The following is a 20,685-nucleotide window of genomic DNA, read 5'->3' as shown; positions in this document are numbered from 1 at the left end:
GTCGAGCTCACGCCGTGCTCCTCCACCTCCGTGACCACGCGCGGAGGCCGCCTGTCGCCTCGCGGCGGGCTCTCGAACGCGGGGTGAAGCCGAACACGCGCTCGGTGCGGGCGCGGTCCCACACCAAAGAGTCGAAGGGGGACAGCGGGGTCGTGCGGTGACGGCCCCGCGGAGCGGTCTCCAGCGCGGAGGGGTGCGCCCAGGCGTTGGACGGCGTGGCCCGGCCCGCAGGGCCGCGACCGCCCCGGCCGTCGTACCAGCCGGCCACGCGCACCGGGACCAGCCCGGACGTGCCGTCGAGCAGCGCCTGGTCGAGGAGCGCCCCGTGGGCGCCGCGCACGCGTACGAAGTCGGCGAGGTCGGCGCGGGTGGCGACGCCCAGGGCCGCGCCCGCGATGCCCGCGAGCCGCGCGACGCACTCGGCGTCGGTGAGGTCGTGCCCGAGGAGCGAGGTGGGGACCACGCGCTCGGCCACGTCGTAGACGCGGCGCCAGCCGACCCTGCGCGTGCAGACCACCTCGCCGATGTCGAGGAGGAACTCCACGGCGATCTTGACATCGGACCAGTCCCACCAGGGGCCGCCGTTCTTGGCGCCGCCCAGCTCGGTGGTGGTCAGCGGCCCTTCGTTCCTGACCTGGTCGAGCACCTTGTCGACGGTGGGCGGGACCTCGTGCCACCGGAAGCGCCGCTCGCGGTAGGCCCGGCGCCGGAACGAGTAGAGCGGCCAGTCGCCGATCGGCACGATGCAGGCGGCGTGGCACCAGTATTCGAAGGCGAGGGCGGGGTCGTGCCAGTAGGCCCGCTCGATCTGGGCCCTGCCGACCGCCCCGAGCCGCGCGTACGCCACCAGCTCGTGGGAGCGGGCCAGCACGGAGATGGTGTCGAGCTGCACGGCGGCCAGCCGGCGCAACATGGCGGTCACCCCGCCACGCCGGGAGCCGGCCCCGAGGAAGCCCTGGGCGCTGAGGATGACCCGGCGCGCCTCGTCGGCGGAGAGCTCCAGCGCGGGGGCGGGGAAACCGTTCGGCATGGACCCGATGGTAGGGCGTGCCACCGACAAAACCGATACGCAGGTGTCGCCGCGAAAGAGAACGCCCCCACCGCGACCGTCGGCGGTGGGGGCGGCCCGGTCTTCCGGGGCGAGGCTCAGCGGGAGCGGTCAGACGGTGTCGGCGTGCCGCTCGAAGGGGGAGTGGTGCTCCTGGACCGCGATGTGGCGCGGAGCGTCCTCGATGACATCGGAGAAGATGTCGAAGACCAGGGCGAGCACGCCGCCGACCGCGATGACCCCGGCGCCGGTCCAGAAGAGGAACCAGTTGGGACCCATCACAAGGGCGATGCCGCCGATGGTGAACCCCAGCAGGATCACGGTGACGGCGAGCCACGAGGTGGGCCTCCCGGCGTGAGACTGCCCGCTGTGTGCCTGCGCCGGTGCGCTGTCGGCCATCCTGACTCCCTGTTTTCGTCCAAATTCGCATGTCGCCAGAGGGGCGCCCCGAGGCAAAGATTCCCTCCCCTTACCATCGCACGATATACAACGTGACTCCCCGTCCCGCAGGCCGTGCCCCGTAAAGGCCTCAGGTGGGAGGCGTCCGGGAACCTTCGAGGCCCCGACGGCGTCGTTGACGATGGCTGTGTCCGGTGGTGAAACCGCCTACCATGGCTACGGGGAACCATGTCTCGTCCTCATGTCCGCAGCCGTCGGGCCGCGGTACAGACCTGCGAGGAGCTTTACAAAAAGTGCCAGCCATTCTCGACAAGATTCTTCGCGCCGGCGAGGGCAAGGTCCTGCGTAAGCTGAAGCGGATCTCCGAGCAGGTCAACTCCATCGAGTCCGACTTCACCAGCCTCAGCGACGCCGAGCTGCGCGCGCTGACCGCTGAGTTCAAGCAGCGCCACGCCGACGGCGAGTCGCTCGACGATCTGCTTCCCGAGGCGTTCGCCGCCGTGCGCGAGGCGGCCCGCAGGGTCCTCGGCCAGCGCCACTTCGACGTGCAGATCATGGGCGGGGCCGCGCTCCACCTCGGCAACATCGCCGAGATGCGCACCGGTGAGGGCAAGACCCTGACCTGTACGCTGCCCGCGTACCTCAACGCGATCGCGGGCAAGGGCGTGCACGTCGTCACGGTCAACGACTACCTCGCCAAGCGCGACGCCGAGAACATGGGCCGGGTGCACCGCTTCCTCGGTCTGGAGGTCGGCGTGATCCTGGCGAACATGCCGCCGGACGAGCGCCGCAAGCAGTACAACGCCGACATCACCTACGGCACGAACAACGAGTTCGGCTTCGACTACCTCCGCGACAACATGGCGTGGTCGCTGGAGGAGTGCGTCCAGCGGGGCCACCACTTCGCCGTCGTCGACGAGGTCGACTCGATCCTCATCGACGAGGCGCGCACGCCGCTGATCATCTCCGGTCCCGGCGAGCAGTCCGGCAAGTGGTACCAGGAGTTCGCCAAGATCGTCCCCCGCCTCCGCCGCGGCGTCGAGGGCAAAGAGGGCGAAGAGAGCACCGGCGACTACATCGTCGACGAGAAGAAGCGCACGGTCGGCGTCCTTGAGGCCGGTGTCGAGAAGGTCGAAGACTGGCTCGGCATCGACAACCTCTACAAGCCGGAGCACACCCACCTGGTCGGCTTCCTCAACAACGCGATCAAGGCCAAGGAGCTCTACAAGAAGGACAAGGACTACATCGTCGTCGACGGTGAGGTCCTGATCGTCGACGAGTTCACCGGTCGCGTGCTCCACGGGCGCCGCTACAACGAGGGCATGCACCAGGCCATCGAGGCCAAGGAGTCCGTGAAGATCAAGGACGAGAACCAAACGCTCGCCACGATCACCCTGCAGAACTACTTCCGCCTCTACTCCAGGCTGTCGGGCATGACCGGCACGGCGACCACCGAGGCGAACGAGTTCCACCAGACCTACAAGCTCGGCGTCATCCCGATCCCGACGAACCGGCCGATGGTCCGCAAGGACCAGGCCGACGTGGTCTACAAGAGCGAGGACGCCAAGTTCAACGCCTGCGTGGTCGACATCAAGGAGCGCTACGAGCGGGGCCAGCCGGTCCTCGTCGGCACCACCTCGGTCGAGAAGTCCGAGAGGCTCTCCAAGGCGCTCAAGCGGGCCGGCGTCCAGCACGAGGTGCTGAACGCCAAGAACCACGCCCGTGAGGCCACGATCATCGCCGAGGCGGGCCGCAAGCACGCCGTCACCGTCGCGACCAACATGGCCGGCCGAGGCACCGACATCATGCTCGGCGGCAACTCCGAGTTCCGCGCCGACATCGAGCTCCAGCAGCGCGGCCTGTCCCCCTCGGAGACCCCCGACGAGTACGAGAAGGCCTGGCCCGAGGCGCTTGAGAAGGCCAAGGACGCCGTCAAGGCCGAGCACGAGGAGGTCACCGAGCTCGGTGGCCTGTACGTCCTCGGCACCGAGCGCCACGAGTCCCGGCGCATCGACAACCAGCTGCGAGGCCGTTCCGGCCGTCAGGGCGACCCGGGCGAGTCCCGCTTCTACCTGTCGCTCGAAGACGACCTGATGCGGCTGTTCAACTCCGCCCGCGTCGAGATGATCATGACGCGGCTGAACATCCCCGAGGACGTGCCGATCGAGTCGGGCATCGTCTCCAAGGCGATCGCCTCGGCCCAGCACCAGGTCGAGCAGCAGAACTTCGAGATCCGCAAGAACGTCCTCAAGTACGACGAGGTCATGAACCGCCAGCGCAAGGTGATCTACGCCGAGCGCCACCGGGTGCTTGAGGGCGCCGACCTGCGCGACCAGGTCCGCGACTTCATCACCGAGGTCGTCGAGGGGTACGTCCAGGCGGCCACCGCCGAGGGGTTCGCCGAAGAGTGGGACCTCGACAAGCTGTGGAAGGCGTTCCAGCAGCTCTACCCGATCTCGATCACGGTCGACGAGCTGATCGAGCGCGAGGCCGACGGCGAGCGCGAGAACCTCACGCCCCAGCTGATCACCGACTGGGTCAAGGCCGACGCCCTCGCGGCCTACGAGCGGCGCGAGGAGGAGCTCGGCGCCGAGACCGTGCGCGAGCTGGAGCGGCGCGTCATCCTCTCGGTGCTCGACCGCAAGTGGCGTGAGCACCTCTACGAGATGGACTACCTCCAGGAGGGCATCGCGCTGCGGGCCTACGCCCAGCGCGATCCGCTGATCGAGTACCAGCGCGAGGGCTTCGACATGTTCGCGGCCATGCTCGACGGCATCAAGGAGGAGTCGGTCGGCTACCTGTTCAACCTTGAGGTCGAGGTGCAGGACAACCCGATCGTCGAGGAGGTCGCCGCCGTCGACTCCAACGTCTCCGAGGCGAGCGCGATCATCTCCAAGGCGCTGCGCCGGCCGCAGCGGCCCACGGAGATGATCTACAGCGCTCCCGGTGAGAGCGGCGAGGTCGAGCAGACCCGGGTGCGCACCACCGCCGAGGAGCGTGCCGCGTACGGCAACGTCGAGCGCAACGCCCCCTGCCCCTGTGGCTCCGGCAAGAAGTACAAGCGCTGCCACGGCGACCCGAAGAACGTCCAGGTCTGACGCCTTCTCGCACGGCCCCGTGACCCGACCGGTCGCGGGGCCGTTCGCGTGTGTCACGCCGTCTCGAACGTGTTCAACGCCGTCTCGAACGTGTGTCACCGCTTCTCGAACGTGTGTCACGCCGTCTCGAAGTCGGTGCACAGCCACTGCGTGCCGTGCCGTTCGAGGCGGATCGCCAGCACGTGGCTGCGCTCGCCGCAGTGGACCAGCACGCAGGCCTCCACGGCGCCGTCACGCGGCTGGTTGACGTGGGGCAGCCCGGCCATCGGCGGCCGTCTGGTGTCGATCATCTTCCCCGCGCGCACCAGCTCGGCGTACGCCCTCTCGGTGAGGCGGTCGGCGACGGTGCTCGGCGGGCGGCGGCCCGCCAGGATCTCGGCCATGGCCTGCCCGAGGCTCCGCAGCCCTCGCTCGTCGGGCGTCGACCCGGCCGCCCCGCCCGCGCGGATGGCGTAGGGTCGCGGCCCGGCCCACTCGCGAGGTTCGCAGGGCGGGTCGTAGGCCAGGGCGAGCGCCCCCTGGGTCGGGGGCGGGGCCACGGGCGGCGAGCCGGGGCCACGCTCGTCGTCGTAGGGCGGGTCGGCCGGGGGGACGGTGCGCAGCCGGGGGAGGGTGACCGGCCGGGGGGCGCGTCGGGGGAGGGGGAGACGGGACATCGGGGCACTCCGGTGTCGTCGGCGAATCTTGACGCACTAAGGAGTTTCCGGCCCGGCCCGGTGATACGGCGGCCTCCAACTTCCTCCGCCCGGGGCCGGTTCGTACGGCTTGCGCCGTAAAGATCACCGCCGGTTGGAGCGTCAGGCGACCCGTCATGCGCCGTTTGCGGCGGGTACGCCGTGAGGAGACGGGCCGTCCGAAACCCGCTCAGCGCGCGTTGGCGCGGGTGCCGGGCTCGCCGGAGTCCACGTCCGGCTCGGGCTCGCGCCCGGGGGTCAGGATGTTCAGCGGCTTGATCAGGAAGCTGAACACCACGTAGTACACCACCGCGTAGATCAGGCCGAGGAACATGATCTGCCAGAACTTGTCGGTGTTGGACTTGGTGGCGTTGAGCGTCGCGTCGATCGCGCCCGCGCTGAAGCTGAAGCCGAGATGCCCGTCCAGCGCGGCGACCAGGGCCATCGAGAGCCCGGTGAGCAGGGCGTGGATCACGAAGAGCAGCGGGGCGACGAAGATGAAAGCGAACTCGATCGGCTCGGTGATCCCGGTGACGAAGGCCACCAGCGCCGCCGAGATCATGATGCCGCCGACCGCGGGGCGGCGGTGCGGCGGGGCGGCGCGCCAGATGGCGAGGGCGGCGGCGGGCAGGCCGAACATGATGACGGGGAAGAACCCGGCCATGAACTCGCCGGACCCGGGGTTGCCCTGCAGGTAGCAGGTGAGGTCGCCCGCGAACTGCCTGCCCGCGACGGTGCAGTCGGGCACCTGGAACCACACGATCGAGTTCAGGAAGTGGTGCAGGCCGAGGGGGATGAGCAGCCGGTTGAACACGCCGTAGATCCCCGCGCCGGCCGTGGAGTGGTCGGCGAGCCACCGGCCGAAGCTGGTCATCCACTCGCCGACGGGCTGCCAGAGGAGCCCGAACACCACGCCGAGCAGGAGCGCCGCGAACGCCGTGACGATCGGCACGAACCTCCGGCCGCCGAAGAACGCCAGCCACGTGGGCAGCTTGATGCGGTGGTAGCGCTGGTAGAGCAGGGCCGCGACGATCCCGATCACGATGCCGCCGAGCACGCCGGTCGGGTTGCCCGCCGCCAGGTTGATCACTTCGGTGGGCCTGCCGTCGGCCCCGACGACCGTCTGCGCGACCCTCTTGTGGACGGCGAACCCGGAGGAGGCGTCGAAGAACAGCAGCTTGGACACCCGGTCGAAGACCAGGTAGCCGATCAGCGCGGCGAGCGCCGTGGACCCGTCGGAGCGGCGGGCGAACCCGACGGCCACGCCGATGGCGAACAGGATGGGGAGGTTGTCGAAGAGCACCCCGCCCGCGCCCCCGACGACCTCGGCGATCTTGTCGAGGGCCGCGTTCCCCGTACGTCCGAGAAGGTCGTCCTGGCCCAGCCGGAGCAGCAGGCCCGCGGCGGGCAGGGCGGCGATCGGCAGCATCAGCGAGCGGCCGATGCGGGACATGATCGCCATGAGGGCGGAGGCGGATGAGGGGGCTGCGGGCGAGCCCGCGTCGGCCGAGGTCGAGCTCATCGGCTTTCCTCCAGGAATGGAATGGGAGGCTCAGCTGCGCCGGTTCGGTATCTCCAGCACTGTGCGGAGCTGGTACCGGTCGGCACGGTAGGTCGAGACCCCGAACTCGACGCAGACGCCGCCCGAGAAAGACCGGCGCTGGAGCAGCAGCACGGCTCCGCCCCGGGGCAGCTTGAGCAGATCGGCGTCGCCCGGATCGGCGATTCCACCGTCGATGGTCAGCTCTCCCGCGTCCAGCACCACTCCGTGGCGCGTCTCAAGTAGCGCGTAGAGCGAGCGGCCGGACAGGTCGAACGTCTCCAGGTCGGGCGCGAAGGACACCGGGATGTGGGCCCTTTCGATGCACAGCGGTTCCCCGTCCGCCGTGCGCAGCCGTTCGATGAAGTGCACGGCCTCGCCCGGCTGGATGCCGAGCTCCCGTGCGAGGTGCGCGCTGGCCCGGACCACCCGGCGGTCCAGGTCGCGGGAGCCCGGTTCCATGCCGCGGGCCCGCATGTCGTCGCTGAAGGAGGTGAGCCGCAGCGCCATCTCGATCTTCGGACGGGCCACGAACGTGCCCTTGCCCGCGACGCGGTGCAGCCGGCCCTCGGAGACCAGGTGGTCGACCGCCTGGCGTACGGTCATGCGTGACAGGCCGAAACGCTGGCAGAGCTCTCGCTCGGAGGGGATCGCCGCCCCGATGGAGAGCTCGTTGTTCTCGATGAGGTCGAGGAGGATCTCGCGAAGCTGGAAGTACTTCGGCACGGGACTGTCGGGGTCGATCTGGGCCACTGATCCCCTCCCCTCTCGATCTCGCTGCGGGTATAAGTTAAAGTTTGTGCTGGTCTAGTCCGGACTAGACCACACGCCAGAAATGAGTGTCAACGTACGGACCGGCGACGGATCGATAACGGCCCGATCTCGCCCTCCGCAGCTGAAGGACGGGCACGGATGACGACCAAGATGCGCAGCGAGATAGCCGAGCAGCCGGCCGCGCTGCGAGCCACGCTCGATGCCCTGCTCCCGCGGATCGACGAGGTGAGGAAGCTCGGCGGCCAGACCCGGCAGCTCGTCTTCATCGCCCGGGGAACCTCCGACAACGCCGCGGTCTACGGTCGCTACCTGATCGAGGCGCACGCGGGCAGGCTCTCCTCGCTCGCCGCCCCCTCCATCGCCACCACCTACAAGCGCAAGCTGGACCTCACCGGCGTGCTCGCCGTCGCGCTCTCGCAGTCGGGCAGGACCGAGGAGATCGTCGAGACCCTCACCTGGGCCAAGGACTGCGGCGCCGGCACGGTCGCCATCACCAACGGCGGAGCGGAGTCGCCGCTCGCGCAGGCCGCCCACCTCGCCCTGTGTACCGAGGCGGGCGAGGAGAAGGCCGTCCCGGCCACCAAGACCTACACCACCCAGCTCGCCGCCCTCGCCGTGCTGGCGCTCGGGCTCGGCGCGGACGTGGACGCCGACGACCTCAACCGCGTGCCCGACGCGGTCGAGCAGCTGATCGCGGACCCGGGCGACCTCGACACGGTGGTCGAGGGGCTGGCCCACGTGTCCGGCGTGGTCGTCTCCGGCCGGGGCATGGCGTTCTCGACCGCGCTGGAGACCGCGCTCAAGCTCAAGGAGGCGTGCTACCTGCACGCCATGGGCCTGTCGTACGCCGACCTGCTCCACGGGCCGATCGCCGTCGTGGACGAGAGCACGCCCGCGCTGCTCGTGGCGGCCGACGAGGGTCCGACGCTGGCGGGCACCGTCGCCCTCGCCCGGCGGGTCACCGGCGCAGGGGCGTCCGCCTTCGGCGTGGGCGGCGGCCCCGAGCTGAAGGCGGCCTCCACCGCCGCGCTCAACGGCCCGGCGCTGCCCGAATGGGTGGCGCCGATGGGCCTCATCGTGCCGGGGCAGATGCTGACCGAGGCGCTCGCCCGCAGGCGCGGCATCGACCCCGACTCTCCTCGCGGCCTCAACAAGGTGACGCAGACCGAATAACCTCATTACCTTGACCTCGGGCGTAATGAGGAGGACGGATATGGCGGCAGACGCGAACGCGATCATCGCCGGGCTCGGTGGCGCCGACAACATCATCGACATCGAGCCGTGCATCACCCGCCTCCGCACCGAGGTCCGCGACGTGTCCAAGGTCGACCACGCGGCGCTGAAGGCGGCCGGCGCCCACGGCGTCATGGCGGCCGGCAATGTCGTCCAGGTAGTGGTGGGCCCCGACGCCGACACGATCGCCTCTGACATCGACGACATCATCGCTTGATCCCCGCGCCGGGACGCCAAGGCGGGAGGCCTGTGACCACTGTTCTCGCCCCGGTGGCGGGGTCCGTCGTGGGGCTGGCCGCCGTGCCCGACCCGGTCTTCGCCCAGGGCCTGGTGGGACCGGGCACGGCCATCGACCCGGCCAGGGAGCCCGGCAAGGTGCTCGCGCCCATCGACGGCAGGATCCTGAAGCTCCACCCCCACGCGTACGTGATCGTGGGCGAGGACGGCAGGGGGGTCCTCGTCCACCTGGGCATCGACACCGTGCAGCTCAGGGGCGAGGGGTTCAGGCTCCTCGCCGGCGAGGGGGAGCGGGTCAGGGCCGGCCAGCCCGTCGTGGCGTGGAACCCCGCCGCCATCGAGGCGGGCGGGAGGTCTCCGGTCTGCCCGGTGGTCGCCCTCGACGCCCGGCCGGGTACTGTGAGCGCCGTCGTCACGGCCGGGCCCGTACGGGCGGGGGACCGGCTCTTCCAGTGGGACTGAGCCCCGGGAAGACCGGTGCGACCGAGAGTCAGGGGGAACGGCGGTGGGAGCGAAGGCCGCGCTTTTCGACCTCGACGGCACGCTGGTGGACAGCGAGCGGCGGAGCCTCGTGCTGTGGAGCACCCTGCTGGTGAACCACGGGGTCGACCACGACGAGCACCTGCTCAGGGAGTTCATGGGACGGCGGGGGCCTGACGTGCTGGCCGAGAAGGCCGTGCTGTTCCCGGGCAGGCGCATCGACGACCTGATGGCCGAGCTGAGGTCCTACTACGACAGGCCCGACCTGCCGGAGGTCAGCCCGGTCCCTGGCGCGGCCGAACTCGTCCGGCGCATCGACGGCCACGGCCTTCCCGTGGCGCTCGTCACCTCGGCGCGGCGGTGGTGGGCTCTGAGCTGCCTCGAACTGCTCGGGATCGGAGACGTGGTCCGTACCATCGTCTCCGGCGAGGACGTGATCATCGGAAAGCCCGATCCCGCCGGTTTCCTCGCGGGAGCGCGGGCCATCGGCGTGCGGCCGGGGGAGTGCGTGGCCTTCGAGGATTCGCTCGCGGGGATCGCGGCGGCCAAGGCCGCGGGTATGACTTGCGTGGGGGTCGCGACAACCCACCACGTGAGCGAACTGTCCGCTGCCGATCTGGTCGTATCCGATCTAACCGGTGTTGACTGGCCGTTATCGCTATAAGGCGTCTTCTTTTGGAATAACGCGCTAGTCGTACTGATTTGAACGGGTGGTCCGGACCGCCCGGCCAGTTGAGGAGGAAACGTGCCCGAGCGCAAGGTCATCGTGGAGTCAGAGGTCGGCCTGCACGCCCGTCCAGCCGCGACGTTCGTGCAGACCGCCGCCAAGGCACCCATCGACGTCACCGTCGCCAAGCCCGGCGGAGCGCCGGTCAGCGCGAAGAGCATCCTTTCCATCCTGGCGCTGGACGTCAAAAACGGGGAGGCGATCGTCATCCACGCGGAGGGCGACGGCGCCGACCGGTTGCTGGACGAGCTGGCCGCGATCGTGTCGGCTCCGTGAGAACCCCGTCAGCCGGGTCGCGATGGAGAGGTTGACGGGGGCCGGGGTCAGCCCCGGCGCCGGGTACGGTCCCGCGTACCTTCTGGGGGGCGCCGTCCCCGAACCGCCCGCCGGATCGCGGCACGACGGCGATCCCGTGGGCGAGACGGCGCGGGCCGAGGCCGCCGTCGAGCGGGTCGCCGCGGAGCTCTCCGCCCGCGGTGAGGCGGCGGGGGGCGACGCGCGCGAGGTGCTCGCGGCGCAGGCGCTGATCGCGCGGGACCCGGCCCTGTCCGCCGAGGTCGCCGAGCTCATCGACGCCGGTACGGCCGCCGAGCGGGCCGTCTACGAGGCTTTCGGCAGATATCACGACATGTTGGCGGAGATCGGGGGATACCTCGGGCAGCGGGTCGCCGACCTGGACGACATCCGCGATCGGGTGATCGCCGAGCTGACGGGCATGCCGATGCCCGGACTCCCGGAGAAGGGCGAGCGCCCGTACGTGCTGGTGGCCCGCGACCTCGCGCCCGCCGACACGGCGGTGCTGTCCAAGGAGGTCGTCGCCGCGTTCGTTACCGAGCAGGGCGGCCCGACCAGCCACACCGCGATCCTGGCCCGCTCCATGCGGGTGCCGGCCGTGGTGGCCTGCGCGGGCGCGACCTCCATCGTGAACGGGACCTTCGTGCTCGTGGACGGCACCACGGGCATGGTCGGGCTCGTGCCCTCCGACGAGGAGGTCACCGCGACGATCGAGGCGGCCGAGGCCCGCGCGGCCGTCCTGACCTCGGCCACGGGGCCCGGCGCGACCTCGGACGGACATCCCGTGGCCCTGCTGGCCAACGTCGGAGGCCCGCGCGACCTCGCGGCGGCGCTGGAGCACGGCGCCGAGGGCGTGGGGCTCTACCGCACGGAGTTCCTCTTCCTCGACCGCGAGGCGGCGCCCTCGGACGAGGAGCAGGAGGCCGCCTACCGCGAGGTCCTGTCCGCGTTCCCGGGCGCCCCGGTGGTGGTGCGCGTGCTCGACGCGGGCGCGGACAAGCCGCTGGGCTTCCTGCCTCCCACCGGGGACGAGCCCAACCCGGCCATGGGCGAGCGTGGGCTCAGGATTCTGCGGATATTTCCGGACGTGATGATGAGCCAGCTCCGGGCGCTCGCCCGAGCAGCCGAGGGCACCTCGGCCGAACTCCACGTCATGGCCCCGATGGTGGCGAGCGCCGAGGAGGCCACCTGGTTCGCGGGCGCCTGCCGGGCGGCCGGCCTCCCGTCGGCCGGGATCATGATCGAGATCCCCGCTGCCGCGCTCAGGGCCGCCGATCTCGCCCCGGCCGTGGACTTCTTCTCCATCGGGACCAACGACCTCGCGCAGTACGTCTTCGCGGCCGACCGGGAGGTGGGGGCGCTGGCGGTCTACCAGGACCCCTGGCAGCCCGTCATGCTCGACCTCGTCGCGATCGCCGCCTCGGCGGGCGTCCCGTGCGGGGTCTGCGGAGAGGCGGGGTCCGATCCCGCGCTCGCCTGCGTGCTGGTCGGCCTCGGCGTGACGTCGCTGTCGATGGGCGCGCCGGCGCTGCCGTGGGTACGGGCCACGCTGGCGCGCCACACTCTCGGCCAGTGCAGGGCCGCCGCCGCTGCCGCGCGCGCCACGAGCACCGCCGAGGCCGCCCGCGCCGCCGCCCGCGCGCACCTGCCCGGACTCGCCGGCCTTTCTCTTTGAGCCTCTTCGAGCGCTGACCCGCGAGCAGCGGGTCCCGCGTCCCGAAACGGCGAGCCCGCCACGCGACGACGCCGATACGGTTGAGGCCATGGGTGGACCTCTGCGCGCGGCGGCGCTTGTGATGATCGTGTCGATGGCCGCGGGGTGCGCGGGGGCGTCCTCCGAAGCGGCGCGTACCCCCGCGACCACGGCCACGAGCGCGCCGCCCCGGCCCACCCTGGCCGCCACCTCGCCCGAGGCCGGCACGGCCCCCAGCCCGTCGCTCCCGGCGAGGCTCGCCGGGATGAGCGTTGAGGACAAGGTCGGGCAGCTCTTCATGCCCGTCCTGTACGGCTCGCGCGCCGACGGGGCCCACGGCGACAACCAGGCGAGGTTCGGCCTGGCCACTCCCGAGGCGGTGATCCGCAAATACCATCCTGGCGGCGTCATCCTGTTCCCCTGGGCGGGCAACGTCGCGGACGTCGGGCAGATCGTCAAGCTGACCCGCGGCCTGCAGAGGGCCTCCGAGATCCCCCTGATCATCGGGGCCGACCAGGAGAACGGCCTGGTCTCGCGGCTCAGCCCCCTGGTAACCGACGTGCCAGGGAGCATGGCCATCGGCGCCACGCGCGACCCGGCCGACGCCCGTACGGCCGCTCGGGTGACCGGCGAGGAACTGCGCGCCCTCGGCATCAACGTCGACTTCGCGCCGGTCGCCGACGTCAACGTCGACCCGGCCAACCCGGTGATCGGCTCCCGCTCGTACGGGTCCGACCCCGCGCGGGTGGCGGCCATGGTCGGGGCCGCCGTCGACGGGTTCCACGACGCGGGCGTGGGCAGCGCGGCCAAGCACTTCCCCGGGCACGGCGACACGCGGGTCGACAGCCACAGCGGCCTGCCGGTGATCCGGCACTCGCGGTCGCAGTGGGAGAAGCTCGACGCGCCGCCGTTCAGGGCGGCGGCCAGGCACGGGGTCGACATCGTGATGTCCGCCCATGTCGTGATGCCGAAGCTCGATCCGTCGGGCGATCCCGCGACTCTCTCCAAGCCGATCCTGACCGGGTTGCTCCGTGAGAAGCTCGGCTACGACGGCGTGGTCACCACCGACGCCCTCGACATGAAGGGGGTGCGGGAGAGGTACGGCGACGCGGAGGTGGCCGTGCGGGCGATCCTCGCGGGCGTGGACCTGCTGCTGATGCCGCCGGACTTCCCCAAGGCCTACGGCGCGGTGCTCGCCGCGGTCAAGTCCGGGCGCATCTCGCGCGCGCGGCTCGACCGGTCGGTCACGCGCCTGCTGGCGCTGAAGGCCTCCAGGGGGATCCTGGAAGGCCCCATGGCGGACGCCGGCAAGGCCGCCGGGATCCTGCGCTCCGACGAGCACCGCAAGGCGGCCCAGGGCATCGCCGACCGTTCCGTGACGCCCGTGAAGGGGGCGGGCGGCCTTCCCGTGAAGGGCGACGTGCTGGTCACAGGCCCGGCGGGCAGGCGTCTCGCGGGCATGCTCGACGGCGCGTCGGCGGCGGGCACCGGGGACACCCCGACCGCCGCCCAGATCGCGAGCGCCCGAGCGGCCGCCGCGGGCGCCGACACCGTGGTCGTCACCACCAAGGACGCGGGCCCGGCCCAGGCACGGCTCCTGTCCGCGATGGCCGCCACCGGCAAGAGGGTCGTCGTGGTCTCCATGGGCGCTCCGTACGAGCTGGCGCGGCTTCGGGGCTATGACACGGCCCTGGCCGTCTACTCCGACGGCGAGGCGTCTCTCAGGGCGGCCGCCAAGGCTTTGACCGGGCATCTCAAGCCCAGGGGGGTCCTTCCGGTGGGGCTGGGGATCCGGTAGGAACCGGCTTCGGCTTACTCTGAAAGGCCGAGCCGGACATAAGGAGCAGACGTGGTAAAGGGTGTGCTTATCGACTGGGGCGGCGTGCTCACCACCAACCTCCAGGAGGCCATCGCCGAATGGCTCGCCGCCGACGCGATCGACGACGCGCACTACCGTGACCTGATGCGCCAGCTCATACGCCATGCCTACGAGGGGAGCGTCGACGGGGAGAGCCCGATCCACGCCCTTGAGCGGGGAGAGATCGACGCGGCGGAGTTCGAGCGTGACCTGGCGGCCAAGCTCGTGACGCTCGACGGCGGTTCGCCGATCGCCGAAGGGCTGCTGGCGCGGATGTTCGCCGGGTTCCGGCCGGTGCCGACCATGTACGAGATGCTGCGCGCGGCGCGGGCGGCGGGCCTGTCGACCTGCCTGCTCTCCAACTCCTGGGGCGACCACTACCTCAGGGACGGCTGGGACGACTACTTCGACCAGGTCGTGATCTCGGGCGAGGTCGGCATGCGCAAGCCCGAGCCACGGATCTTCCACCACGCCCTGGGCCTGGTGGGGCTGCGCCCGCAAGAGTGCGTCTTCATCGACGACATCGAGGCGAACATCGTGGCGGCCCGCTCGCTCGGCATCGTCGGCCTGCACCACCGCGACGCCGACGCGACCATAGCGGCGGTGGAGGCCCTGTGCCGCCTTCCCCTGCGCCCCGGCGTGTGACCCGGCGCGCGCCGCGCGCCGGCTCGGGCCGTCCAGGGGGCACTATCTGAGGGCGGCCCGTGGTGGGTTTCGCGGGCCGCCTTGCGCGATCCTGTACGGACGGTGGCGCGGCGCCTGGCACACTCGTGGAGTTGATCGGCCGCCGCTCTGGCACCGATATCCGGAAATATCATGATTGAGGAACGAACGCATGCGCGTCTACCTGCCGTGCACCCTTCCCGCGCTGGCCCGTGTGGTCGCCACGGGGGAGGTCGGCCCGGCCCCGCTGACCGGCTACGCGGTGACCCCCGCACTGGTCGAGTGGTACGTCTCGGGTGACACCGAGGAGCTCGAATACGTCGCGCTGACGGACGCCGCCAGGGCGTCCCTGCGGATGCTGGCGGCCGACCGCGCGGACGGCGTGGAGGTCCCGGCACGACGCGTGGTGATCGCCGCCGAGGTGCCGGACGACATGGTGAAGGCCGGCACGGACCTTGAGGACCGCTCGCGGGTGCGGATCCCGGTCGCGGTGCCGATGAACAAGATCGCCGCCGCGCACGTGGACGACCCGCAGGCCGTGCCCGACGTGGAGACGGCGCTCGCGGCCGTCTTCGCGGCGGACGCGGGCGACGACGACGCCCGGTTCGAGGCCGACGGCGCCGAGGCCCACGAGCTGCTGTGGTACGCCACCCAGGAGATCCCCGACCTCCTCACCTGACCGGCCGGGCCCCCGGCCGCCGTTCCGCGTGACCGGGATGTGGTCACAGTGCCACCCCTATATTCCAATGCTTGGTGCAAGGGGTTCGTTTATTCTGGACCTTGTTATGAAGCACATCATCTGGGATTGGAACGGCACGCTTTTCCACGACATCGAAGCCGTGGTGGGAGCCACGAACGAGGTGTTCAGACCCTACGGCGTGGCCGCATTCGACAACGACGGCTTCCGGGCCGCCTACACCCGCCCGATCTGGGTCGCCTACGAGCGCATCCTCGGCCGGCCGATGTACGAGGGGGAGTGGGAGAGGCTCGACCAGGCGTTCCACGACCACTACCACCGGCTGATGCTCTCGTGCGCCCTCGCCGAGGAGGCGCTCGACTGCCTGCGCAGCTGGGCCGACTCAGGGCGCACCCAGTCGCTGCTGTCCATGTGGGCACACGACCGGCTGGTGAGCAAGACCGCCGAGCTGGGCATCTCCGAGTACTTCGCCCGCATCGACGGCCTGAGCAACGGCGCGCCGGGCGGGGGCAAGGCCGAGCACATGGTGGTCCACATCGAGTCGCTCGACGTGAAGCCGTCCGAGATCCTCGTGATCGGCGACAGCATCGACGACGCTCACGCGGCCGAGCATGTCGGCGCCCACGCGGTCCTGTACACCGGAGGCATGACCAGCCGCGCCGAGCTCGCGGCCTCCGGCTTCCCGGTCGTCGAGTCCCTGTCCAAGGCCTTCGACCACGCCAAGTGACCGGGCCCGCGACGGGAGCGGCCGTCCGGGACATTCCTCTCGACGGGTGACGAGTTGGGCATGGGTCGGCGTCGGGGGCGCGCGATCGTCGTACTCTGAGCGCGCACCCCTCACGCCTTCGGAGGCCCCCCATTAACCGTCTCGTGCTCTGGAACGTCGACCTCACCCTGGTCGACGTGGCGATCGTCACCCGTGACGCCTACGCCGACGCGTTCCGGCAGGTCACCGGGCGCCCGCTGGTGAAGCTGGCGCCCGCGATGGGCCGCCCCGACTCGGAGATCATCTTCGAGACGCTCGCCATCAACGGCATCGTGACCGGTGACGATCACCTTCCCCGGTTCATCGACGCCCTCTCCGCCGCGTTCGCCGCCCGGCGCAAGCGTCTCGACAAGGACGGGCGCGCCATGCCCGGCGCCAAGGACGCGCTGAAGGCCGTGGCCAGGCTCGAAGGGGTGGTCCAGTCGGTGCTCACCGGGACCGTCAAGGCCAACGCCATGCTCAAGCTGAAGGCGTTCGGCCTGGAGAAGTACGTCGACTTCGAGGTCGGCGGGTACGGCGAGGAGGTCTACCCCAAGGCGACGCTCCTCCAGGTCGCCCAGGGCAGGGTCAAGCAGATGTACGGCTTCGCCTGCGACGGGTCGAACACGGTGCTGATCGGCGACTCGGCCAGAGACGTGCAGGCCGCCCGCATCGCCGGAGCCGCGATGATCGCCGTGGCGTCGGGCCGCTCGACCTCGGCCGAGCTGCGCGAGGCGGGCGCGGACATCGTGCTGCAGGACCTGGCCAACGCCTCCGAGGTGGTCGCGGCGGTCGCCCGCCTCACCAGCCCCCTCGACCGGAAGTCCGCCTGACCCAGAGGCCGTGGATTGAGTCCGCATCGGCCACGAGCCGGCCGCGCCGTGCCCGGCAAGGGGATTACCAGGCCGGTGGGCGCCGATGTGTGGGCGGGCGGGATGGCGGCGGGGCGGGGGGCTCCGACAGGATGGGGCCATGGTTGAGGAAGGTGCGTTGCTCTGGGAGCCGTCCCCCGAGGTGATCCGCGACGCGAAGGTCACCCGGTTCGCCACGTGGCTGGGGCGTTCCGAGCACGGTTACGAAGATCTGTGGCGCTGGTCGGTCGAGGCTCCTGAAGAGTTCTGGACCTCGGTCTGGGACTATTTCTCGGTCGTCGGCGACCGTGGCGACGGGCCCGTCATCAGCGGGACGATGCCGGCCGCGAAATGGTTCGGGGGATCGACCCTGAACTACGCGGAGAACGCGTTGCGCGGAGACCCCGGCCGCCTCGCCGTGATCTCGCGCGACGAGGCGGGCGACCGGCGCTCGTTCACGTACGGCGAGCTCGCGGAGGAGGTCGCCCGGGTCAGGGCGGGCCTGGTGCGGCTCGGGGTCACCCGGGGAGACCGCGTCGCGGGGTATCTTCCCAATGCCCCTGAAGCACTGATCGCCTTCCTCGCCACCGCGAGCCTCGGCGCGATCTGGTCGTCCTGCTCGCCCGATTTCGGCGCCTCCAGCGTGGTCGACAGGTTCACGCAGATCACGCCCAAGGTGCTGATCGCGGTCGGCTCCTACAGCTACAACGGCCGCTCCTTCGACCGGTCGGCCGTGGTGGCCGACATCGCGGCCAAGCTCCCGAGCCTGGTCGCGACCGTGATGGTCGGCACGGACTCCTGGGACGGGCTGCGGGCCGAGCCCGCGCCGCTCGCCTTCGAGCCCGTGCCGTTCGACCATCCGCTCTGGATCGTCTACTCCTCGGGCACCACGGGGCTGCCCAAGCCGATCGTCCACGGCCACGGCGGCATCGTGCTGGAGCACCTGAAGGCGCTCACCTTTCATCAGGATCTAGGCGAAGGCGACGTGTTCCTCTGGTACACCACGACCGGCTGGATGATGTGGAACTACCTGGTGGGAGGCCTGCTCGTCGGCGCCACCGTGGTCCTCTACGACGGCAGCGCCACGCACCCCGGACCCGACGCGCTCTGGCGGCTGGCGGCCGAGGAGGGTGTCACCTACTTCGGCACCGGCGCGCCGTACATCATCGCCTCCATGCGCGCGGAGCTGAGCCCGTCCGGCCTGGAGAGGCTCAGGGGGGTCGGCTCGACCGGCTCGCCGCTGCCGCCCGAAGGGTTCGGCTGGCTGTACGACGTCCTGCCGGGCGTCCAGCTCGGATCGTTCTCCGGCGGCACCGACGTGTGCACGGGGTTCGTGGGCGCGGTGCCCGTGCTGCCGGTCAGGGCGGGGGTGATCCCCTGCCGCTGCCTCGGCGCGTCCGTCGAGTCCTACGACCCGGAGGGCGATTCGGTGGTCGGCGAGGTCGGCGAGCTGGTGGTGACCCGGCCCATGCCGTCGATGCCCGTCATGTTCTGGAACGACCCCGACGGCGCCCGCTACCAGGAGAGTTACTTCGCCGACTATCCGGGCGTCTGGCGGCACGGTGACTGGATCAAGATCCAGCCTGACGGTTCCTGCGTGATCTACGGCAGGTCCGACTCCACGCTGAACCGCGGCGGGGTGCGCATGGGGACCAGCGAGTTCTACCGCGTCGTCGAGCGGTTCCCCGAGATCGAGGACAGCCTGGTCATCGACACCGGCCAGCTCGGGCAGGAGGGCCGGCTGCTGCTGTACGTGACGATGTCCGAGGGCGGCACGCTGACCGACGCGCTGGTGACGAAGCTCAAGGAGGCCATCAGAGGCGAGCTGTCCCCGCGCCACGTGCCGAACGAGATCCGCGAGGTGCCCGGCATCCCCCGCACGCTCAGCGGCAAGAAGCTGGAGGTGCCGGTAAGGAAGATCCTTCTCGGCACCCCCGTGGAGAAGGCCGCCAACACGGGCGCCATGGCCAACCCCGAGGTGCTGAAGCACTTCGTCCCGTGACCGGCCCCGGTCAGACGGCCTGCGGGAAGCGGAAGAGGCGCCCGGGGTCGTAGGCGGCCTTCACCTTGGCGAGGCGGCCGGCGTTGGCGCCGTAGTAGGCCTGACGCCAGCCGCTCAGGGCCGGGTCGATGTAGTTGACGTAGGCGTGGTCGCCGAAGTGCGGAGCCATGGCGGCGTGCGCGCCGCGCAGCCAGGCGGCCGCGCCCGCCATGTGCGCGTAGTACTGCACGCTGAACAGCGCCGTGCGGTGCGGGAACGCGGTCGCTCCCGGCCGTACCCGCCCGACCGCGCCGCCGAGGGCGTCGAGGAGCACGGCGTGCCGTCCCGGGCGGGCCGTCTGGTCGACCAGGGCGCCGATGCCCGCGGCCGACAGGGGCCCGTAGGCCATGTGCGACTTGGCGCTGAACGCGTCGCGCGGGAAGCGGCCGTCGGCCGTCTGCCCCGGAAGGCTTCCCGGCCGGTGGCACTGGGACACCGTGCGGGTCGAGCAGCCCGCCTCGATCATCATGGCCTGGCGGTAGGACGTCTGGGTGACGTAGCGGGTGGAGGGCTGGGCGCCGATCTTTCCGATCAGCGGTTCCAGCCGGCGCTCGCAGTCCGCCCGCGATCCGAGGTAGAGGCCGCCGATCTGCAGGTCCAGCGAGGGATCCCGGGTCAGGTGGAGGTTGGACCACATGGCGTCCGGTTCGAAGGGCGCCCACGCCTGCCAGGCGGCGATCGCCTTGCGGGCGCGCGACCACGGCCAGTGCAGGAAGAACAGCGTGACGTCGCGCGTGGCGTGCGTGCGGAAGGTGAACGACACGGCGACGCCGAAGTTGCCCCCACCGCCGCCGCGCGAGGCCCAGTAGAGCTCGGGCTCGTGGTCGGCGTCACAGGTCAGCACCCGGCCGTCGGCGGTGACGATCTGGAGCGATTCCAGCGCGTCGCAGGTCAGGCCGTACTTCCTGGCGACGACGCCGATGCCCCCGCCCAGGGTCAGTCCGGCGATGCCCACCGTCGGGCAGGAGCCGCCCGGTATGCTCACTCCATGCGAGGCCAGCCGGTCGTACACGTCGACCAGTTGCGCGCCCGCGCCCACGACCGCGCGCCCCGATGTGGCGCGCACGCCGTTCATGCGCGAGACGTCCACGACGAGACCCGTCCCGGACGACCAGCCCGCATAGCTGTGGCCGCCCGACCGCGAGGTCACCGGCACGCGGAGCCGCTTGGCGAAGGCCAGGCACTCGGCCACGTCCGACGGGTTCGCGCAGTACGCCACGGCGGCGGGCTGTATGCCGTCGAACGAGGGGTTGTACAGACGGCGGGCCGTGTCGTACGAGGCGTCCCCGGGGCGGATCAGGCGCCCGGCCAGGCCCTTGCCCAGGGAGGTCCAGTCCGACGGCGAGGGGCCCGTCCGCGCCGTGGTCCCGGTGGCGGCGCGCGCGGCCGCCCCGGTGTTCCCGCAGGCGCTCGCCACCGCCGTGGCTGCGACGGCGGAGGTGGCCGAGGCGCGGAGGAAACTCCGGCGGTCGAGCGCGGGGCGCATGGTCACTCATCCCCCAAGAACGGGTCATCGGTCGCGAAAGGTCGCGCTCGTTGAGTGAGACGTCCGCGAGGGTGGCTTGGTTTATCACAGATCGGTCACGGCGCACGTGATGGGGTCGAAGGCTCGTCCGATCAGGGAATTGCGCAC

19 protein-coding genes are annotated in these 20,685 nt (G+C 71.0%); 13 read left to right on the top strand and 6 right to left on the bottom strand.

The window, feature by feature from the left end:
* Window positions 1-7: 7 nt before the first annotated feature.
* Window positions 8-1,030: a crosslink repair DNA glycosylase YcaQ family protein gene (locus AB0B89_RS15315; RefSeq protein WP_358552638.1), complete on the bottom strand. Its 1,023-nt coding sequence runs from the start codon at window positions 1,028-1,030 to the stop codon at window positions 8-10.
* 129 nt (window positions 1,031-1,159) lie between these two features.
* A complete protein-coding gene (locus AB0B89_RS15310; protein WP_358552636.1) occupies window positions 1,160-1,447 on the bottom strand; it encodes an HGxxPAAW family protein in 288 nt (95 codons plus the stop codon).
* A gap of 293 nt (window positions 1,448-1,740) precedes the next feature.
* Between AB0B89_RS15310 and secA the strand changes: the two genes are divergently transcribed.
* On the top strand, window positions 1,741-4,545 hold the full coding sequence (gene secA, locus AB0B89_RS15305; RefSeq protein WP_358552634.1) for a preprotein translocase subunit SecA: 2,805 nt from the start codon (window positions 1,741-1,743) through the stop codon (window positions 4,543-4,545).
* 116 nt (window positions 4,546-4,661) lie between these two features.
* Here the strand turns inward: secA and AB0B89_RS15300 are convergent, their stop codons facing one another.
* From AB0B89_RS15300 to AB0B89_RS15290, 3 genes are all read right to left on the bottom strand, one after another.
* A complete protein-coding gene (locus AB0B89_RS15300; RefSeq protein ID WP_358552632.1) occupies window positions 4,662-5,201 on the bottom strand; it encodes an Rv3235 family protein in 540 nt (179 codons plus the stop codon).
* A 208-nt stretch (window positions 5,202-5,409) separates the two neighbouring features.
* Window positions 5,410-6,741, bottom strand: a complete 1,332-nt coding sequence (locus tag AB0B89_RS15295) for a PTS transporter subunit EIIC (protein WP_358552630.1) — start codon at window positions 6,739-6,741, stop codon at window positions 5,410-5,412.
* Window positions 6,742-6,771: 30 nt separating this feature from the next.
* Window positions 6,772-7,512 carry a GntR family transcriptional regulator gene (locus tag AB0B89_RS15290; protein ID WP_358552628.1) on the bottom strand — a complete coding sequence of 247 codons (741 nt, stop codon included), beginning with the start codon at window positions 7,510-7,512 and terminating at the stop codon, window positions 6,772-6,774.
* Between the two features lie 159 nt (window positions 7,513-7,671).
* On the opposite strand from AB0B89_RS15290, the gene AB0B89_RS15285 reads away from it, so the two are divergent.
* From AB0B89_RS15285 to AB0B89_RS15230, 12 genes are all read left to right on the top strand, one after another.
* Window positions 7,672-8,706, top strand: coding sequence for an SIS domain-containing protein (locus tag AB0B89_RS15285; protein WP_358552626.1), 1,035 nt, complete (start codon window positions 7,672-7,674; stop codon window positions 8,704-8,706).
* A 40-nt stretch (window positions 8,707-8,746) separates the two neighbouring features.
* The gene (locus tag AB0B89_RS15280) at window positions 8,747-8,983 is read left to right on the top strand and encodes a PTS glucose/sucrose transporter subunit IIB (protein ID WP_358552624.1); all 237 of its coding nucleotides are present in this window, start codon (window positions 8,747-8,749) and stop codon (window positions 8,981-8,983) included.
* Between the two features lie 32 nt (window positions 8,984-9,015).
* A complete protein-coding gene (locus AB0B89_RS15275) occupies window positions 9,016-9,465 on the top strand; it encodes a PTS glucose transporter subunit IIA (protein WP_358552622.1) in 450 nt (149 codons plus the stop codon).
* 43 nt (window positions 9,466-9,508) lie between these two features.
* The gene (locus tag AB0B89_RS15270; protein WP_358552620.1) at window positions 9,509-10,147 is read left to right on the top strand and encodes an HAD family phosphatase; all 639 of its coding nucleotides are present in this window, start codon (window positions 9,509-9,511) and stop codon (window positions 10,145-10,147) included.
* An 81-nt stretch (window positions 10,148-10,228) separates the two neighbouring features.
* On the top strand, window positions 10,229-10,486 hold the full coding sequence (locus tag AB0B89_RS15265) for an HPr family phosphocarrier protein (protein ID WP_358552618.1): 258 nt from the start codon (window positions 10,229-10,231) through the stop codon (window positions 10,484-10,486).
* Between the two features lie 22 nt (window positions 10,487-10,508).
* Entirely contained in the window at window positions 10,509-12,179 is a 1,671-nt protein-coding gene (ptsP, locus tag AB0B89_RS15260) for a phosphoenolpyruvate--protein phosphotransferase (RefSeq protein WP_358552616.1), read from the top strand.
* A gap of 88 nt (window positions 12,180-12,267) precedes the next feature.
* Window positions 12,268-13,995 carry a glycoside hydrolase family 3 N-terminal domain-containing protein gene (locus AB0B89_RS15255; protein WP_358552614.1) on the top strand — a complete coding sequence of 576 codons (1,728 nt, stop codon included), beginning with the start codon at window positions 12,268-12,270 and terminating at the stop codon, window positions 13,993-13,995.
* Window positions 13,996-14,046: 51 nt separating this feature from the next.
* Complete coding sequence (locus AB0B89_RS15250; RefSeq protein WP_358552612.1) at window positions 14,047-14,700, top strand: HAD family phosphatase; 654 nt, start codon at window positions 14,047-14,049, stop codon at window positions 14,698-14,700.
* Between the two features lie 190 nt (window positions 14,701-14,890).
* Complete coding sequence (locus AB0B89_RS15245; protein ID WP_358552610.1) at window positions 14,891-15,397, top strand: hypothetical protein; 507 nt, start codon at window positions 14,891-14,893, stop codon at window positions 15,395-15,397.
* 106 nt (window positions 15,398-15,503) lie between these two features.
* Complete coding sequence (locus tag AB0B89_RS15240) at window positions 15,504-16,142, top strand: HAD hydrolase-like protein (protein WP_358552608.1); 639 nt, start codon at window positions 15,504-15,506, stop codon at window positions 16,140-16,142.
* A gap of 143 nt (window positions 16,143-16,285) precedes the next feature.
* Window positions 16,286-16,993, top strand: a complete 708-nt coding sequence (locus AB0B89_RS15235) for a haloacid dehalogenase-like hydrolase (RefSeq protein WP_358552606.1) — start codon at window positions 16,286-16,288, stop codon at window positions 16,991-16,993.
* 139 nt (window positions 16,994-17,132) lie between these two features.
* Complete coding sequence (locus tag AB0B89_RS15230) at window positions 17,133-19,013, top strand: acetoacetate--CoA ligase (RefSeq protein WP_358552604.1); 1,881 nt, start codon at window positions 17,133-17,135, stop codon at window positions 19,011-19,013.
* A gap of 10 nt (window positions 19,014-19,023) precedes the next feature.
* On the opposite strand, the gene AB0B89_RS15225 is transcribed toward AB0B89_RS15230, so the two are convergent.
* On the bottom strand, window positions 19,024-20,538 hold the full coding sequence (locus AB0B89_RS15225; RefSeq protein WP_358552602.1) for an FAD-binding oxidoreductase: 1,515 nt from the start codon (window positions 20,536-20,538) through the stop codon (window positions 19,024-19,026).
* Window positions 20,539-20,685 lie beyond the last annotated feature (147 nt).

The organism is Sphaerisporangium sp. NPDC049002 (genome assembly GCF_040649355.1).
Classification (GTDB): domain Bacteria; phylum Actinomycetota; class Actinomycetes; order Streptosporangiales; family Streptosporangiaceae; genus Sphaerisporangium.
This window is presented reverse-complemented; position numbering and strand designations above follow the sequence as displayed.

Coding starts and splice junctions, on each gene's coding strand:
- AB0B89_RS15285 (WP_358552626.1), top strand. CDS start 7,672: ATGACGACCAAGATGCGCAGCGAGATAGCCGAGCAGCCGGCCGCGCTG.
- AB0B89_RS15255 (WP_358552614.1), top strand. CDS start 12,268: ATGGGTGGACCTCTGCGCGCGGCGGCGCTTGTGATGATCGTGTCGATG.
- AB0B89_RS15225 (WP_358552602.1), bottom strand. CDS start 20,538: ATGCGCCCCGCGCTCGACCGCCGGAGTTTCCTCCGCGCCTCGGCCACC.
- AB0B89_RS15240 (WP_358552608.1), top strand. CDS start 15,504: ATGAAGCACATCATCTGGGATTGGAACGGCACGCTTTTCCACGACATC.
- AB0B89_RS15300 (WP_358552632.1), bottom strand. CDS start 5,201: ATGTCCCGTCTCCCCCTCCCCCGACGCGCCCCCCGGCCGGTCACCCTC.
- AB0B89_RS15245 (WP_358552610.1), top strand. CDS start 14,891: ATGCGCGTCTACCTGCCGTGCACCCTTCCCGCGCTGGCCCGTGTGGTC.
- AB0B89_RS15295 (WP_358552630.1), bottom strand. CDS start 6,741: ATGAGCTCGACCTCGGCCGACGCGGGCTCGCCCGCAGCCCCCTCATCC.
- AB0B89_RS15310 (WP_358552636.1), bottom strand. CDS start 1,447: ATGGCCGACAGCGCACCGGCGCAGGCACACAGCGGGCAGTCTCACGCC.
- AB0B89_RS15230 (WP_358552604.1), top strand. CDS start 17,133: ATGGTTGAGGAAGGTGCGTTGCTCTGGGAGCCGTCCCCCGAGGTGATC.
- AB0B89_RS15280 (WP_358552624.1), top strand. CDS start 8,747: ATGGCGGCAGACGCGAACGCGATCATCGCCGGGCTCGGTGGCGCCGAC.
- ptsP (WP_358552616.1), top strand. CDS start 10,509: ATGGAGAGGTTGACGGGGGCCGGGGTCAGCCCCGGCGCCGGGTACGGT.
- AB0B89_RS15315 (WP_358552638.1), bottom strand. CDS start 1,030: ATGCCGAACGGTTTCCCCGCCCCCGCGCTGGAGCTCTCCGCCGACGAG.